The 17,057-nt window shown below is 45.1% G+C and carries 16 protein-coding genes; 14 read left to right on the top strand and 2 right to left on the bottom strand.

Annotation, left to right across the window (positions count from 1 at the left end):
- Positions 1–966 carry a polysaccharide deacetylase family protein gene (locus tag CRO25_RS09010; protein WP_079694699.1) on the bottom strand — a complete coding sequence of 322 codons (966 nt, stop codon included), beginning with the start codon at positions 964–966 and terminating at the stop codon, positions 1–3.
- Positions 967–1,481: 515 nt separating this feature from the next.
- On the opposite strand from CRO25_RS09010, the gene rplS reads away from it, so the two are divergent.
- The 10 genes from rplS (at position 1,482) to CRO25_RS08965 (ending at position 10,392) form a co-directional block, all read left to right on the top strand.
- Positions 1,482–1,823 (top strand): 50S ribosomal protein L19, encoded by a 342-nt coding sequence (gene rplS / locus CRO25_RS09005; protein ID WP_024630190.1) that lies wholly within the window; start codon positions 1,482–1,484, stop codon positions 1,821–1,823.
- Positions 1,824–2,079: 256 nt separating this feature from the next.
- The gene (gene lepB, locus CRO25_RS09000) at positions 2,080–2,700 is read left to right on the top strand and encodes a signal peptidase I (protein ID WP_063564656.1); all 621 of its coding nucleotides are present in this window, start codon (positions 2,080–2,082) and stop codon (positions 2,698–2,700) included.
- A 166-nt stretch (positions 2,701–2,866) separates the two neighbouring features.
- A complete protein-coding gene (gene ylqF, locus CRO25_RS08995) occupies positions 2,867–3,730 on the top strand; it encodes a ribosome biogenesis GTPase YlqF (protein WP_063564655.1) in 864 nt (287 codons plus the stop codon).
- A gap of 422 nt (positions 3,731–4,152) precedes the next feature.
- Positions 4,153–4,857, top strand: a complete 705-nt coding sequence (locus CRO25_RS08990) for a ribonuclease HII (RefSeq protein WP_079694698.1) — start codon at positions 4,153–4,155, stop codon at positions 4,855–4,857.
- Between the two features lie 31 nt (positions 4,858–4,888).
- Positions 4,889–6,931 carry a hypothetical protein gene (locus CRO25_RS08985; RefSeq protein WP_079694697.1) on the top strand — a complete coding sequence of 681 codons (2,043 nt, stop codon included), beginning with the start codon at positions 4,889–4,891 and terminating at the stop codon, positions 6,929–6,931.
- The gene (locus CRO25_RS08980; protein ID WP_063566425.1) at positions 6,928–7,236 is read left to right on the top strand and encodes an EscU/YscU/HrcU family type III secretion system export apparatus switch protein; all 309 of its coding nucleotides are present in this window, start codon (positions 6,928–6,930) and stop codon (positions 7,234–7,236) included. Before CRO25_RS08985 ends, CRO25_RS08980 begins: the two co-directional genes overlap by 4 nt.
- Positions 7,230–7,628 (top strand): YraN family protein, encoded by a 399-nt coding sequence (locus CRO25_RS08975; RefSeq protein ID WP_079694696.1) that lies wholly within the window; start codon positions 7,230–7,232, stop codon positions 7,626–7,628. The genes CRO25_RS08980 and CRO25_RS08975 overlap by 7 nt, the downstream gene beginning before the upstream one ends.
- Positions 7,629–8,123: 495 nt before the next feature.
- Positions 8,124–8,285, top strand: a complete 162-nt coding sequence (locus CRO25_RS33010) for a paeninodin family lasso peptide (RefSeq protein ID WP_143806522.1) — start codon at positions 8,124–8,126, stop codon at positions 8,283–8,285.
- A 65-nt stretch (positions 8,286–8,350) separates the two neighbouring features.
- Positions 8,351–9,571 carry a carboxypeptidase-like regulatory domain-containing protein gene (locus tag CRO25_RS08970; protein WP_079694695.1) on the top strand — a complete coding sequence of 407 codons (1,221 nt, stop codon included), beginning with the start codon at positions 8,351–8,353 and terminating at the stop codon, positions 9,569–9,571.
- A gap of 269 nt (positions 9,572–9,840) precedes the next feature.
- On the top strand, positions 9,841–10,392 hold the full coding sequence (locus CRO25_RS08965) for a nitroreductase (protein WP_079694694.1): 552 nt from the start codon (positions 9,841–9,843) through the stop codon (positions 10,390–10,392).
- Positions 10,393–10,617: 225 nt separating this feature from the next.
- On the opposite strand, the gene CRO25_RS08960 is transcribed toward CRO25_RS08965, so the two are convergent.
- Entirely contained in the window at positions 10,618–12,222 is a 1,605-nt protein-coding gene (locus CRO25_RS08960) for a YifB family Mg chelatase-like AAA ATPase (protein ID WP_063566421.1), read from the bottom strand.
- Positions 12,223–12,748: 526 nt separating this feature from the next.
- Here CRO25_RS08960 and CRO25_RS08955 point away from each other — a divergent pair.
- The 4 genes from CRO25_RS08955 to dprA all read left to right on the top strand — a co-directional run bounded on the left by CRO25_RS08955 (position 12,749) and on the right by dprA (position 17,003).
- Entirely contained in the window at positions 12,749–13,204 is a 456-nt protein-coding gene (locus tag CRO25_RS08955) for a MarR family winged helix-turn-helix transcriptional regulator (protein WP_063566420.1), read from the top strand.
- Positions 13,205–13,455: 251 nt separating this feature from the next.
- The gene (gene sucC, locus CRO25_RS08950) at positions 13,456–14,616 is read left to right on the top strand and encodes an ADP-forming succinate--CoA ligase subunit beta (RefSeq protein ID WP_053783785.1); all 1,161 of its coding nucleotides are present in this window, start codon (positions 13,456–13,458) and stop codon (positions 14,614–14,616) included.
- A 79-nt stretch (positions 14,617–14,695) separates the two neighbouring features.
- Positions 14,696–15,625, top strand: coding sequence for a succinate--CoA ligase subunit alpha (gene sucD, locus CRO25_RS08945; protein WP_063566419.1), 930 nt, complete (start codon positions 14,696–14,698; stop codon positions 15,623–15,625).
- 247 nt (positions 15,626–15,872) lie between these two features.
- The gene (gene dprA / locus CRO25_RS08940) at positions 15,873–17,003 is read left to right on the top strand and encodes a DNA-processing protein DprA (RefSeq protein ID WP_079694693.1); all 1,131 of its coding nucleotides are present in this window, start codon (positions 15,873–15,875) and stop codon (positions 17,001–17,003) included.
- Positions 17,004–17,057: the final 54 nt, after the last annotated feature.

The raw sequence follows: 17,057 nt of genomic DNA, 5'->3' as shown, positions 1-17,057 counted from the left end.
TTAATGACTGATCTCTACGACAGGAAGGATTTCCTGTTGGTCTGATTCAGGATGGAGCAATGCAGCCAAATTGGTTCCTGTCGTAACCGTTAATCGTGGGAGCTTCATAGGATTATCCCCAGGTCGAACAAAGCCTGAACGTACGGAAAAGGCCATACGATAGCCGTTTTGCTGCAGTTGATAGATCATCTGCGTGCTGGTATAACCGAAAGGGTAGGCAAGATACGGCGTATCAATACCAGTTTCTTTCATTAGCTTGACGTCATTATTCAGCAGTTTTGTGTCGAGTCCGACGGGCACGTTGTCGCCGCAACGCATATATCCCTTGTGATGCAGATTATAGGTATGGCTGTTGAACTCAAAGACGTCTTTAGCGGCCTGCATCTCCTGTTTGGAGATAAACGTTTTTTTGGCTGGATCAAAAGCCGAAGGCTGATCCTGAATTTTGCTGCCGATTACAAACAGGGAAGCATGGAAATTATATTTTTTGAGCACAGGGTAGGCTAAAGTATAATTGTTCTGATACCCATCATCAAAGGTGATGACAATAGATTTTTGGGGCAGGGAGATCTGTCCATTCACGTATTGTTCAAGCTGCTCCAGTGTAATTGTGTTGTAGCCTTCTTCATGCAAATATTTCATGTTTTCTTCGAAGTCTTCCAGATTAATGATCGATTTGTTGTTTGTTTCATGATTATTAATTTTGGGCTGTATGTAATGATACATCAGTACAGGTACTTCAGTAGCTGAACCTTGTGCGATGTGAAAGGTAGCCAGATCAAGTGCAGGTTTGCTGGAATAATCGGAGTGAGACATTAGAAATGCCTTACGTTTGACCATATCCCAGGACGTGCATGCTTTGTGAGACATTGCATTGGTAGGATGAGTTACCGCATACGCATACATTGTAATGGTACAAGTGAGTAATGCGAGTGCAGCAAGAGCAATTTTTTTGAAGTATTTCATAATTCGTTTGGTTCTCCTTTTGCCATTTCATTTCTGCGTGGAATTACATTTAGATGCATCAGCACGTAATCCAACAAGCTATATCATAGACGATCTTTCTTGACAGAAAGTTACAGTATTTTTTCCGTCTAATGCTTGACTTATTCAAGAATACTAATTATGACAATCCAAGGGGCTGAAGCTTTTATGTGCATAAAGGAATTGTGTAGAAAAGCGCATGGACAGGTGTATTTTAATGGAATTGTAATGACACTATAATAAAATTCAGGACGTATTTAAGATGAACGTATAGCGGATAACGTCTAATTGGAGTAAAGGAAAATAATGAGGATTAAAGGGCATTGAAGAACTAAAGAGTTCTGTCAGCAATTTGTTTATTTTTCCTTGTGTTTTGTTATGGTGCGTGATACAATAAGTCTGTTATGTGGAATACGGCGGTCCTCTATGGATAATGAAGGAGACAAGGTGTTCTCTGGAAGAAGTATGAACGCCTGTACGGAAGGAGGGAGTCATAGATGAATATCGTTCAAGCGATTACACAAGAACAACTTCGTAAGGATATTCCGAGTTTTCGTCCTGGTGACACTTTGAAAGTGCACGTTAAGGTAATCGAGGGAACTCGTGAGCGTATCCAATTGTTCGAAGGTGTTGTGATTAAACGCCGTGGTGGTGGAATCAGTGAGACTTTTACAGTTCGTAAAATTTCTTACGGTGTAGGTGTGGAAAGAGCTTTCCCGCTTCATTCCCCTAAAATCGATAGAATCGAAGTGGCTCGCCGTGGTAAAGTGCGTCGTGCGAAGCTTTATTATCTTCGTGAACTACGCGGTAAAGCAGCGAGAATTAAAGAAATTCGTTAATATAACGGATACCGGGGAGGGCTTGGAGACAAGCCCTTTTCGTTTTTGTCCGGGAAAAGTTGAACCGGAGGTGCACTTCCGAGTAAAATGGTATGGCGGCACACGCGCGAATAGTCCGGGAGGCTTGTGAAATCAGTTATTGAGGGACATTTGAATTGTGGATTAAATGTACTGGTAATGCTTGCGTGTAAGATTACATAACTGATGATGTGTAAAAACTGCTATAACATGTACTGTGAAGAGAGGAAGATCATTAATGGAACAGGAAGTTCAACAGGACCAGGGCAATACTGCCGAAGAGAAAGGCAGTCGATCCAAAAAAGCCAAAAATGAAATTTTCGAATGGCTCAAAGCCATCGTGATCGCACTAGTACTTGTCATTTTGATTCGGTGGTTACTGTTCAAACCGTTTGTTGTGGACGGGCCTTCCATGCAGCCGAATTTTCATACAGGTGAACGTGTGATCGTCAATGAAATTTTATATGATATCAGAGAACCACAGCGCGGAGAAGTAATCGTATTCCACGTTCCAACCGAAGGCCGTGATTTCATTAAACGTGTCATTGCTGTCGCTGGTGATACCGTTGAGGTTCAGGACGATACAGTTCTCGTCAATGGTAAAAAAGTCGATGAGACTTACATTCAGGGAGCAATTGATGCTGCTGAAGCGAACGGTGGAACCTATAACGTGAAGGACTTCCCTAATGAGCAATTCCCGGATGGGAAAGTACCTGAAGGTCATGTTTTTGTAATGGGGGACAACCGTCCGAACAGTACAGATAGCCGTATGATCGGTTATGTGTCACTGACGGATATTGTAGGTCGTGCAGATGTGATTTTCTGGCCGATCGGCGATATCAAATGGATTAACCATTAATATGAATGCAGGATATATAAGCAAAATATAAAGTGTACACCAAAACGTAGAGGGCAGAACTAATCTGGGGATAATAGAAATCTAAGATTGTTTTGCCAGCGAAATGATGCGGTGTGCATGTCGTAGAAAAAGCTTGTATATCAACAAATAATGAGGTGAAGACAAGGTGACGATTCAATGGTTTCCAGGTCATATGACCCGAGCCAGACGCCAGATTCAGGATAAGTTAAAGCTGATTGACGTGGTCATCGAACTGCTGGATGCCCGTCTGCCTGTCTCCAGCCGCAACCCGATGATTGACGAGATTTTACAGGGCAAACCCCGGATGATTTTGTTGAATAAGTCCGACTTGGCGGATGCGAAAGTGACGCAAGAATGGATTGAATATTTCAAAAAAGAGGGAATCACTGCTTTCCCTGTAGATGCTTCAACAGGTACCAACGTGAAAGACATCCCAACGCAAGCGAAGCTTCTCCTTAAAGAAAAAATTGATCGTCAAATAGCTAAAGGGATTAACCCGAGAGCGGTTCGTGGACTGATTGTTGGTATTCCAAACGTGGGTAAATCCACGCTAATTAACCGACTAGCTGGACGGAACATTGCGGCAACGGGAGATCGTCCTGGTGTGACGAAGGGACAACAGTGGATCAAAGTTGGTAAAGAAATGGAACTGCTGGATACCCCGGGTATTCTTTGGCCGAAATTTGAAGATCAAAACGTGGGTTATCGTCTTGCGGTAACAGGTGCAATTAAGGAAGAGATTCTGAATGCAGAAGACATCGCCTTTTTTGGCATCAGTTATCTAATGCGTTATTACTGGGATTCTCTTGAAGAACGCTATGGACTTCAGGAGTTTTCCAAGGATGCGGATGATTCGGACAGCGTTGTTGCGATTATGGAACAGGTTGGTCGTATACGTGGTTGTGTGGTAAGTGGTGGGCGTATCGATTTGGAAAAGGCATCGCGAGCATTTCTGCGTGAATTGCGTGCGGGCAAAATGGGACGTTTCTCTATGGAAGCTCCTTATTAAATAAGAGACAACTGCCGAAAGAAGCGGCCGTTACCGGATTACCGGGAGCGGTCGCTTTTTGCCATACTGGAATTTAAAATAAAGGAACTTTGATTGATCTGGAAGGTGATTCTAGAAAATTGCACTTTATGGGATTGTATTGAACGTATATCTGGGTCTCTTAAATCATGCTATGATGAGTGATGAAGATTTAGCCTGCTCAATGCTGAATATCTTCAATTTAAGCGATCAGATACCGATAAAATAATATCTCATCATCGTATTATCATATATGCTTTACAGAATCTTATTTCGCTTTACAGAATCTTATTTCTTATTTAATAGGATCTGATACAACAAAAATCGGGAATCTACGTCTATATAATAAAATGATATAAAAGTGATGTGTTGAAGCAAGAGTGGGCAGAGGAGATGACACCGTAATGAATGAAATGAATGAGTTAATTGAATTGACGCAACTGGATGCCCTGGTTGAACCGAAAAAGAAGAAAAAAGAAATGGTGGAGTCCAAAGATCTGCTGATTTATGAGCGTGAATATTGGGAAAGTGGATTTGAACGTATTGCCGGAATTGATGAAGTGGGACGCGGTTGTTTATTTGGAGATGTAGTAGCGGCAGCCGTTATTTTACCTCGTGATCTGATTCTGGAAGGGGTTAATGATTCCAAGAAATTAACGGAGAAAAAGCGCGATGCATTATATGACATTATAATGGAAAAGGCGTTGTCAGTGGGAATCGGTTATGCAGATGCGGAAACGATTGATCAATTGAATATTAAACAGGCTGCAAGGCTTGCCATGAAACGTGCGGTAGAAGCACTTGAGGGCGTGCCTGACTACCTGTTGGTAGATGCCGAAAAGGTAGATGTGAATATACCGCAGTTGTCCATTATAAAAGGCGATGCAAACAGTCAATCCATTGCGGCAGCATCCATTATTGCGAAGGTTACCCGGGATAGGCTTTGCAAGGAGGATTGGGATACGTTATATCCGGAATATGGTTTATCGATACATAAGGGATATGCAACGAAATTTCATCGTGAACAAATTATGGCTCGTGGTGCTACACCCATGCATCGTCGCAGTTTTCTCGGCAATCTGCTCGGAGAACAGCACACTTTATTTTAATTAAACCATTCACGGAGGGAGGGGTAAGGGTATGAATATAAGTTCCGTGATTCGTGGGCTGCTGGGAGATAGTAAACCGGGAAATGCCAAGCCACTGGAGTTAAAGGAAGGTCAGGTTGTAAGGGGTTCTGTGGTTAGTGTATCCGATGATGGAGCAGATGCGGTTCTTCAGATTCAGGGTGTACAGGTGCGTGCAAAATTAGAAACTCCGCTTCGGCCAGGTGAAACAACACTGCTTCAGGTCCAGCCTCCAGGTGAAAATGGCGTAACGGTAATGAAACCGCTGACGGGTACATTGGCAGAACTGCCACAGGCATCTTTGAACAATTTGCTTCAGGAGGTAGGTTTGCCGGATACCAAGGGGAATCGGGAACTGCTGTTAGCTATGCAGCGAAGCGGATTACCTTTAACCAAGGATAATGTAGCCATGGTTCAAAATATGATGACAACCAAACCTGCACAGGTGCCTGTTGAAGAATGGGTGCAGGCAACAGGTATTGCTTTTCAGCGTGGTCTTCCGGTTACAGCGGAAACGGTAAAGGGTCTACATCAAGCTGTTTTTGGCCCGCCACTACATCAGTTGTTGAAGGGCTTGGCTGAACAGCTGGAGTCCATGCTGACACAAACCGCGGGTAAAACGCTGCCGACTGGTGAACAGGCAGCTACGGTTAAGAATAACATTATGGCTGGAGTGCCTGTACCGTTAAACGGAGAGCAGGCGGGAGAAACGGTAGCTGCGTCAGGCAGTAACCGTCAGGTAGGAGGGGCAACCGGATTGTCCGCGCAACTCGTGCCTGGTGCAGTCGCTGGTGATGCTCAAATGGCAGATGGATCTGTGGATACTGCTGGTGGCGCGGTTAAAGGCAATGGACAGACTGGTGCAGGAAATGCAGAGAATGCTGGGCTTAAAGCAGGGGCCAGCCATGTTGGAACTGCTGGCATGGTGGGTACAGGTATTCCGGCAGGAACTGGAATACCTGGTGAGAGCCCGCGTGCAGCTGACGCGGGCGTTGCTGGGAGCCGCCCGGGCATGCCGGGGGCGGCTGTAGATGTTGCTGCTGGGCTAGTGATAGCAGGCCAGCCTGAAGGGGGCGCGGCCGGGCGAACGGACGGCCGCGCTGAAACGCCTGCTGCTGCGGGGCCTACCGCTTCCGCAGCAGCTTGGGCGCCAGCAGCTCCATCGGCAGCGCAGCTGGCGCCCAAGCTGCTGGCGCTGCTGGACGCGCTGCGCAGCGCGTCCACAGCCGCACCGGCACAGCCGGGTGCGGCGACGCAGGCCGCCCCTGCATCGCAGGGCGGCTCGGTGGCTGCGGCTGCCGGAGGCGTGCCGCAGCCTTTGCCAGCCGGCGCGGATGCGCTGCCGGCTGGCGGTAGTGCCGCAGCACCTGCGGGAGCTGCGGCGGCGCCTGTCACCCACGAGGGGGACCCGTGGGTGGGGCGCGTGTTGAAGCTGCTCGGTGCGGAGCACGAGCAGCAGGCAGTGCACGGCGCGGCTGCGCAGGCGCGCGTGGGGGAAGTGGCGAGCCCGGGAACCGCGGACACGCTCAAGGGCTTGCTGCTGCAGCTTGCCAGCAGCGAGGGTGCACCTGCGGCGCTCAAAGATGCCGCAGGACAGGCTGTGCAATTTCTAACAGGTCAGCAGTTATTGCTAACAACAGATCGCAGTGCTACCTTTGCCCAGATGCACTGGTTTATCCCCATTACCGGACCTGACGGAGAAGAGACGGCTTCCGTTCAGATTCAATCACGCCGTGGGCAACGCGGTGAATTGGATGCATCCAACTGCCGCCTTTGGTTTGATCTGGACATGAAAAGTCTTGGTCCAACGCTGGTGGATGTGCATGTTGTTAATAATATCGTCAGTCTGCGTGTACTTAATGACGGCGAAGGAATGGGACCGCTCTTGGAAAGTGGGCGCGAAGAGATCCATAAGGCGCTGGACAAGCTGGGTTATCAGTTGCTGACTTTCAAGGCGGAACCCTGGCCTGTTGGCCAGGAACCGGGTGCCGAACGGAAAATGACTGCCTCGGACTACAGTCCTGAACGATACAAAGGGGTGGACATGCGGGTATGAAAGAGGATTCGCAACCGGACCTGATGTCCAAAAAGGCCGTTGCTTTAAAATATGTACCTGGTGAGAGCGAAGCACCAGTGGTCGTAGCCAAAGGCCGTGGCAAAGTGGCAGAAGCCATTCTGGATAAAGCCAAGGAAAATGGTGTGCCTGTTCAGGAGGATGCTGCACTTGTCGAAGTGCTTTCCAAACTGGATTTGGATGAACAGATCCCGTCGGAACTGTATCAACTGGTGGCCGAAGTGTTGACCTACATTTATCGTGCTGACCGTCTGGCTTCTGGACGAGAGGAAGAGGAATCATGGTAGAGCACAGATCAGAACAGGGTCCAGCTTCAAAACTGACACGTCAGCAAAAAGGGCGATTGGGTGAAGAAGCTGCTTGCGACTGGCTTCGTGAGCATGATTATCGCATTTTGAAGCGAAATTGGCGCTGCCGAAGCGGAGAGATTGATATCGTTGCTTCCCATGAAGGCATGATTATTTTTATTGAAGTCCGCAGTAGAAGTGGAACTGGACTGTATGGAACACCCCAGGAGTCGGTAGATATTCGTAAAATGCAGCAGGTACGTGCAACTGCATCTGTATATTTGCAAATGACGGGAGAGACAAATCATCAAATCCGTTTTGATGTGATCGCAGTCATGTTGGATAAAGCAGGCGAAGCCGTTTCGGTCGATCATATCATTAATGCATTTTGAGTTCCTACTATACGCGATTCTTCTGATGTGTTAACCCACAAGAAAGACACTTGAAAAAGTGACTCTCTTGTGGGTTATTTTTTTGGCAGGTTATAGGATAGAAAGAAATTAAGGAAATAGCTACTTCACATGCAGTAAAAATGATACAATCCGTATCTATAAGTGCAGGTAATTAAAATTATATTTGGAGTTAATATTTCCTTTTTCCGATCGTTAATGGACTACATCTAATTAATAATTCTCTAAATAAGAGCTCAAACGATATGTTTGAATTCAATATACGAAAATGAGTTGCCTGTTATAATGTGCACTCTTTCTCCTTATCATGTATGCCCTTTTACAAGTTCTTTCTATTCCATAAACAATGAAGCCTTGCTGTGTTTTCTAACACTGTTGCTAGTCGACAAAAAGACTGGAGCACTTAAAATAAATAGATACAAAATGTATCATTTATAATAAAATGAGAAAAGCAAATATGAAAAAGAGGTGTGAACTATGAAAGAAATTCAATCTGCTGCGGCAAAGAAAATGAAACTGGATTGGGTGACACCGCAATTGGAAGTGCTGGATATTAGCGAAACCATGAACGGTGGTGAAGGAATTTGGCAATATGTATGGGGCGGGGAATTTTGGAAGCTCGAAATGTTGGTCAGTTAGATAGATAAAACGAGTTCATATGGCACCGGACTTACTACTATATTTGGATGAGGTGAACGATTGTCATGAGTATTCAATGGAAATGGATGATTCGTTTAAGTGTGTTTTTAATATTTTTCGGGGTGTGTGGTCTGCTGTATTCTGGAACGACATATGCTGCATCCAAAAATGCTTCTACGGAGGGGCAAGTTAATAATCTTGCTCAAACTTCAAAAATTTATGGAAAAATTACTGATATGGATGGTTTTCCAGTGAAAGATGTAAATGTAAATATTAAGATGTACACATTCGAAAACAGCGAAATAGCAACCAAAACAATTAAAACCAATTCCAAGGGAGAGTACAATTTTGAAACAACGTTAAGTGAAGGCATACGCATCAAGATTAGTCTGGTTGCCAAGGGGTACTTGGACACCGACAAAAATTATATTAGCTATTATTTGATTCCGGGAGAAACAAGGGCATTTAATTTTTCCCTCTATGAACCAGCAACAGTTGTAGGCAAAGTTACTGATCAATCAGGAAAACCAGTTGTGGGTGCTGTCATTAAAGCAACAACTGTCAGCCAGTCTGTGAAGACGGACAAGGATGGAAACTACGCAATTACAGGTATTAATCCTTATTCCGCCCCTGATATTGTGGTTTCGGTTGATGCAGATGGGTATGTTCCTTACACAAAATATCTTTTTCTATATACCGGTGTTACAGAGAAGTTGAACATAACACTTCAAGAGGCCGCCAAGGTGAGTGGCTTGGTGCAAGATGAACAGGGGAGGCCAGTGGCTGGGGCCACGGTATCTATTAATAATCTTAAGATGATAACAGACAAACAAGGCAAGTATTCAATGGATCGACTGTCTCCGGGAATAAGCATAATCTCTGTTGAAGCGGATGGTTATATCAATCAAACGATTAGGGTAACTTTGGTCAAAGGACCTAACAATACATTTGATTTTTTCCTTAAAAGTAATGTGGACAAAACCCCGCCTGTAACCAAATATAATTTAGTTCCTCTGACAGAGGTATCCAACGGAAAACAATATATTAATGGATTTAATTTTAAGTTGAAGGCAACGGACGAAGTTAACGGATCTGGCTTGAAAATGACCCAGTACAGAATCAATGGGGGTGAATGGATCACGTTTACCGTACCAATAAAAATCTATGCTCCTGATGTCAAATCAGTGGAGTATTTCAGCACGGATATCGCCGGCAACCAAGAAAAAATAAACAAAATGGATTTTGTGAATGGGAAATATGAAGGAGCAGGATCATACCCTTATTGATTAAATAGCTATTTATAATGAAGAAAGGCGACGTTGACTCTAAAGTTTCCCTCGGCGGAGGGAAGAGTCGAAGTCGCCTTTTGCATCCGAAATAACCAGAACGAGATAATGTTATCCGCATTCCTTTGAATCCAATGAACAGATCAGTGTATAATCAAGAGGGTAATCCAGTTTTGCTGCACCGTTTGATTTTTCATAAATGAGTCGATTCATATCGCAGGCTTGAACTGCGGTCACGGATAATTTTTTATAATCTGGGAGGCATGGTCATGAGTAAATCTACCCAAACGGGTAACGCCGTAAGAGAAGCCATTCAAAATCGTCGTACAGTCAAAAAGTTTAAAAAAGAAGCTGTTCCCACACAGCAAATTATTGATTTGTTGGACACAGCCGTATGGGCACCCAATCATAAATTGCGTGAGCCGTGGCGGTTTTTATTGTTTAGCGGAAATGGACTGAATAAGCTGGCAGACGCGATTGATGCCGAGATGGGAGAGGATAACAAGTTCTCTGCCAATATCAAGCAGGTCCCTGCCGTCATGCTTGTCGTTATGGAAGAAGATCCGCGCCAGAATATCTGGGATGAAGATTTTGCAGCAGTGAGTGCATTGGTACAGAACTTCCTACTCGCGGCATGGAGTGAAGACATTGGAACGTTCTGGGTAACCAAGCCTTTCTTGTACGGACCAAAATTCCGTAAGTCCCTTGGCGTTCAGGCTGGGGAAAAAATTATCGGCATGGTTTACATGGGGTACCCAGATGTTATTCCTTCTGCCAAAGAACGTACACCAGCCAAGGACAAGCTGACTATATTTGAATAATTGATATCTTGTTCGCTACTTATTCAAAAGAAGATGTTCTATGAAAAACCCCTGCACATATCCCTCCTATACAGAGGAAATTTATGCAGGGGTATTTGACTTGTTAATTTATATAACCTTAAGTTTGAAATCTATAGATGTCTGGCTTGAACGTATCATGATGCAAGATAATGAGGGCAATATATTTTTCCTTAAAGCTTCATTTATTACCTGAATGACCCTCACTCAAAATAAATTCAAATCCAGTTGACGATACTGTATCGCCTCAGCCACATGAGCTGTCAAAATGACGCCTTCATGGTCCAAGTCTGCGATCGTCTGGGCCATCTTAATAATTCGATCATGTGCACGCATGCTCAGGTTCAGTGCTTGCAGTGTTTGCTGGAGCAGTTGGTCTGCTTCTTCAGGCAGACGGATCGTTCGACGCAGAAGGGTTCCTGATAGCTGGCTGTTCCAGCGAACAGAACTATTCGCATATCGTGCGGCCTGAATATGATGAGCATGAATGACTTTGGCCTGCATTTCCGCAGATGAAGGAGACGCGCCAGCCTTACGCCACTCCCCAGGGGGAGGAACTTCGACCTGAAGGTCGATGCGATCTAGTAGTGGTCCCGAGATTTTGGCACGGTACGCAGCCACGCGTGCAGGACTGCATATACATCTTTGATCCTCCGATTGGGCAGAGAGATAACCGCAAGGACAAGGATTCATAGAACAGGCGAGCATAAATTGTGCTGGAAATGTGAAAGCAGCTCTCGCCCGACTAATGGTGACTTTACGATCCTCCAATGGTTGTCTTAACACTTCTAGGACTTGCCGCTGAAACTCAGGCAGCTCATCCAGAAACAATATACCCCGGTGGGCAAGACTTACTTCACCCGGTTTGGGGATGCCGCCGCCTCCAATTAGACCTGAAGTGGAGATCGTATGATGTGGAGAGCGAAAGGGTCTGTCTGCGATGAGACCATTCGAGGTATCTTTAAGCTTGCCTGCGGCACTTAGCACTTTAGTTACTTCCAGCGCTTCGTCTTCGGACAATGGTGGGAGAATCGTAGGCAGTCGTTTAATTAACATCGTTTTCCCTGTTCCTGGTGGTCCGACGAGCAGAATATTGTGCATGCCTGCTGCGGCAATCATGAGTGCACGCTTTACGTGATGTTGTCCCAGAACATCACTATAATCATCGTCCAACGATGGAGATCGCATTGGACGCTCATGGCGCTCCATATCACCGACATTGGGATGCAGAGCAGACAGATGGGCGTAATCTTTTAAAACAACAGGCCCGGTATTCTGCAGCAGTCCTTCCTTGTTCTTTGAATTCGTTTCCTGTTCAGGTACGATATCTTGCAAGTGACGAATACCATATATCTGGATACCCCGAATTAGCGAAGCCTCTTCCAGATTATCGGCGGGCAGAAGAACGGAGGTAAAGCCTAGCCGTTTCGCCAAATCTACCATGGACAAAATGCCAGGCACAGATCTCACTGAACCGTCCAATGCCAACTCACCCACCACCAATGTCCGTTCCTGTGCAGGAAGTACTAGCTGACCACTTGTCGTAAGTAAACCAATAGCAATGGCAAGATCAAAAGAAGATCCTTCCTTGCGCAGATCAGCGGGGGCCAGATTAATCGTAATCCGCTGCAACGGATACTGGTAACCACAGTTTTTTATAGCGGCACGAACACGTTCAACCGCTTCACGAATAGCCGAATCCGGCAATCCGATAATAGACGTCTGGGGTAGCCCATTCGACAAATCTGTTTCCACTTCAATTAAAACGCCGTCAATTCCATATAAACAGGCACTATGCAGTTTTCCGTACATAATAAAAGAAACACCTCACTTCGTCCTTGGCGCGCATAATACAGGCCAGTCTACGAATTAAGGTGCTTCCTCAGCTTCTAACAAGCATTTTATATAAAAGAAATCAGGGCGTCAACCCGTCATTGTCATAGCTGCTGATATCTATCCCTGACTCCTAAATTTTTTGCAGTTACCGCATGAAGTTTCTAGCAGAAGTATAGAATGTTCAGTTCTGAATCAATGTCGCACTGTTAGGAAAAAAGGATGTAGACGCTGGTTTAGTTGTTTCAACATATCAAGAGTTTTTTGTTACGTTGTCATATGATTTCGATCGTATATGCCTCAAATTATATTTTATACAATTCAATTTAACACTATTAAATTGAAAAGTAAAATCATTTGTGCTCAATTATTCTGTTTTTCTTCTAATTTATGATAAGATAGATGAAGGGCTCCTTATAATTCGCCGAATTATAGCGGATATAACAGTTGTAAGCCTCTATTATTAAGGTATATAGAATGCACAATAGGTAGGTGAGACAGTTATATGCAGAATGAAAGTTTGAAGCTGGATAACCAATTATGCTTTGCCATATACGCTTGTTCACGTGAAATTACGAAGATGTACCAGCCCTACCTTGAGGTGCTTGGTGTAACTTATTCTCAATACTTGGTCTTGATGGTATTGTGGGAACGTGAAGAATGTACGGTTAAGGAAATCGGAGAGGCACTTTACCTCGATTCAGGGACTTTGACGCCTCTTCTGAAACGTTTGCAGTCAGCAGGACTTATTCATCGTGAACGTTCAGCTCAGGACGAACGGAAAGTATTGATTACCCTTACAGACGCTGGGCGGGAACTTCGCCATAAAGCCTTGTCTATACCTGAAGCGATTCAGGAAGACGCATGTCTGAACAGTTCAGAGTTTGAATCTCTACTGGGACAGTTCAAAGGCCTTCTGGAGAAAGTCCATCAGACCAATACCAAAGTAGCCAGAAAATAAAATGCATCATTAGTAATACTATTAAAAAAACCTTGGCTTATTAGCTGAGGTTTTTTCCATTAATATCCAAGCATTCACAATATGGGATCATACCCATATCAAAATACTGTCTATTAACCATTACTTTTTTAAGGAAAGCGTTTTAAAAACATGTTACAATGAATTGGGTTTAAGTGAAAATAGTCAACATTTGTCTTTTGTTAGTCTACCAACCCGCCTTGTTGCAGTCATGTTGATAGGAGGATTCGAGAATGAATATCCATGAATATCAAGGAAAAGAAGTACTGAAACAGTATGGAGTCACCGTTCCAAACGGAAAGGTTGCTTATACAGTCGATGAAGCGGTTGCGGCCGCAGAGGCACTGGGCAGTCCAGTGACTGTGGTCAAAGCGCAAATTCATGCAGGTGGCCGGGGGAAAGCCGGCGGTGTGAAAGTAGCGAAAAGTATCGACGAAGTTCGTGCTTACGCATCCGAAATTTTGGGGAAAGTATTGGTAACACACCAGACTGGACCTGAAGGTAAAGAAGTGAAGCGTCTTCTGATTGAAGAAGGATGCGATATCCGCAAAGAGTATTATGTGGGTGTTGTTGTGGACCGTGCCACAGGCCGCGTCGTAATGATGGCTTCCGAAGAAGGCGGTACAGAGATCGAAGAAGTAGCTGAAGCTACACCTGAGAAAATTTTCAAAGAAATTATTGACCCTGCAATTGGATTGCAAGTGTTCCAGGCACGTAAACTGGCCTACAGCATTCGTATTCCGAATGAATTGGTGAACAAAGCAGTTAAGTTTATGCTTGCGTTGTACAAAGCATTTGTCGAAAAAGATTGCTCCATCGCTGAGATCAATCCACTTGTTGTTACCGGAGATGGAAACGTTATCGCGCTGGATGCAAAATTGAATTTTGATTCCAACGCCTTGTTCCGTCACAAAGACATTCTGGAACTGCGTGACCTGGATGAAGAAGACGAAAAAGAAATCGAAGCTTCCAAATACGACCTGAGCTACATAGCACTTGATGGCAACATCGGCTGTATGGTCAATGGTGCGGGACTTGCGATGGCGACGATGGATATCATCAAATACTATGGCGGCGACCCGGCTAACTTCCTCGATGTTGGGGGCGGTGCTACAACAGAGAAAGTGACCGAAGCTTTCAAAATCATTTTGTCTGACGCCAAAGTGGCGGGTATTTTCGTTAACATTTTTGGCGGCATTATGCGTTGTGATGTCATTGCCAATGGTGTTGTTGAAGCCGCGAAGCAGCTTGGCCTGACTAAACCGCTGGTTGTTCGTCTTGAAGGAACTAACGTGGAGCTTGGTAAACGTATTTTGGGTGAATCCGGCCTGAATATCGTTCCTGCTGATTCCATGGCCGATGGTGCACAGAAAATTGTTGCCCTCGTAAAATAAGTTCATTCCTGGGCAAATTGCTGCCTTAGTTCCGGAGCTGTCCGGCACTTGAAAAATAACCGTAAGGATGTGAAGCAACGTGAGTATTTTGATTGATAAAAATACAAAAGTCATTACGCAAGGCATTACGGGTTCAACGGGAATGTTCCACACGAAGGGCGCATTGGACTACGGAACCCAGATGGTAGGTGGCGTTACACCGGGTAAAGGCGGAACCAATGTTGATATCACGCTGGAAGATGGCAAAGTAGTCAGTCTGCCGGTGTTTAATACAGTACAGGAAGCGAAGGAAGCTACTGGCGCAACAGCGAGCGTCATCTACGTTCCTCCGGCATTTGCAGCGGATTCCATCATGGAAGCTGTTGACGCAGAGCTGGATCTCGTGATCTGTATTACAGAAGGTATCCCGGTACTTGATATGGTCAAGGTTGACCGCTTCATGGAAGGAAAAGATACCGTTCTGATCGGACCAAACTGTCCGGGTGTTATTACACCAGGTGAATGCAAAATCGGCATCATGCCAGGTTATATTCATATGCCTGGTCACGTTGGCGTGGTTTCCCGTAGTGGAACACTCACCTATGAAGCCGTTCATCAATTGTCTGCGCGTGGAATTGGACAATCTTCTGCTGTGGGAATCGGTGGTGACCCGGTTAAAGGCTCCGAGTTCATTGATATCCTGAAACGGTTCAATGAAGATCCTCAGACACGTGCTGTTATCATGATTGGTGAAATCGGTGGTACGGCTGAAGAAGATGCTGCGGAGTGGGTACGCGATAACATGACAAAACCGGTAGTTGGCTTCATCGGTGGTGTTACGGCGCCTCCAGGCAAACGTATGGGTCATGCGGGTGCTATTATCTCTGGCGGTAAAGGTACAGCCAAAGAAAAAATTGCAAAACTGGAATCTTGCGGAATCAAAGTTGCTCCGACGCCAGCTGAAATGGGCTCGACTCTTGTGAGCGTACTTGAAGAACGCGGAATTCTGGATTTGTGCACGACACATTAATTCTTTTTCGTTATAATAGAAGAAACGGTGAAGGAAATTTATTTTTCTGGTGAGCCGACTATTGATAATGCGGAAAAGGTAAGCAACCTTTTGTCCTGAACAGGGCGAAGGGTTGCTTTTTTGCGTTTTTTTACGGGGTATAAAAGGGAGCTGTTGTCTGCCTGTAAGAGTAAACGCTTGCAATCCGTTGTCACTTAACACACAATATGAGGGAAGATTTTCTTCCCGCTATGGGAGGTTTCTGATTATGGAAGAGAGATGGATTTTGGTTGGACTGCATGAAACGGATGGTATTGGTAAGAAAACAATCTCGAAACTGCTATCAGGACAACATCAAATGACGGATTATCTGGATTATAAAGAAGGGGATTGGATTGCCGCGGGTTTACGCAAGGATCAGGCTGTGCGTCTAACCAAGCAATTCAATATCGACTGGATTGAGCAGAGACAAGAGAGTGTTTATAAACAGGGAATTGAAGTCGTTACCTATTTGGATCAGGACTACCCCATATTAATGAAGGAAACCGTTCAGCCACCCTGGGTAATGTACGGTCGAGGAGATATGAATCTGTTGCACGCTCAATCCATTGCAATGGTAGGAACACGTATGCCTACTGTATACGGACGTAAAATTGGTGAGAAACTGGCAGAGCAACTAAGCAAGGCAGGGCTGACCATTGTAAGCGGGCTTGCCAGAGGAATAGATAGTGTGTGCCACGATGCAACTCTTCGTGCAAACGGCAAAACTATTGCGGTATTTGGGACAGGAATTGATAACATCTATCCACCGGAAAATACAAGTCTTGCCGAACGAATTGCAGAAACAGGGCTGCTTTTATCAGAATATCCTCCGGGTACACGTGCGCGTCAGGGATTATTCCCGGAACGTAATCGGATCATTGCAGGGTTAACTCTCGGTACGCTAGTCGTTGAGGCTGATATCCGAAGTGGATCACTCATTACAGCAGATGCTGCACTCGAAGCGGGAAGAGACGTGTTTGCAGTCCCAGGTCCCATTACATCTCCCAAAAGCCGAGGCTCGCACAATCTGATTCGTCAGGGGGCAAAATTGGTGACCTGTGCCACAGATTTATTGGAAGAGTTTCGATTGGACTTGCCAAAAGCCGAGCAACTTCCTTACAATAGAGGACGTTCGGCGGAAAGCAGTGAAACTTCCAATCAAGGAATATTCCCTGTCGTAAAACTATCTTCAGATGAACAACGTGTTATTTATCTGCTAGAGCAGGAAGAGCAATCACTGGATCAACTTGTGGAACAGCTCAACTGGGATTTTGGACATTTGCATTCAGTTCTGTTATCTTTAATCATAAAAAAGCAGATTAGCCAATTACCTGGAACCAAATACGCGAGGGTATGACGATGCTGCGATCAAGGCAGCATGTGAAAATAGATTATTAGCGGAAGTTAGTCC

Origin of the sequence: Paenibacillus sp. RU5M (assembly GCF_900221055.1) — a bacterium.
GTDB lineage: Bacteria > Bacillota > Bacilli > Paenibacillales > Paenibacillaceae > Paenibacillus > Paenibacillus marchantiae.
The sequence above is the reverse complement of the archived record's forward strand: the minus strand, read 5'-3'. Positions and strand labels throughout refer to the sequence as shown.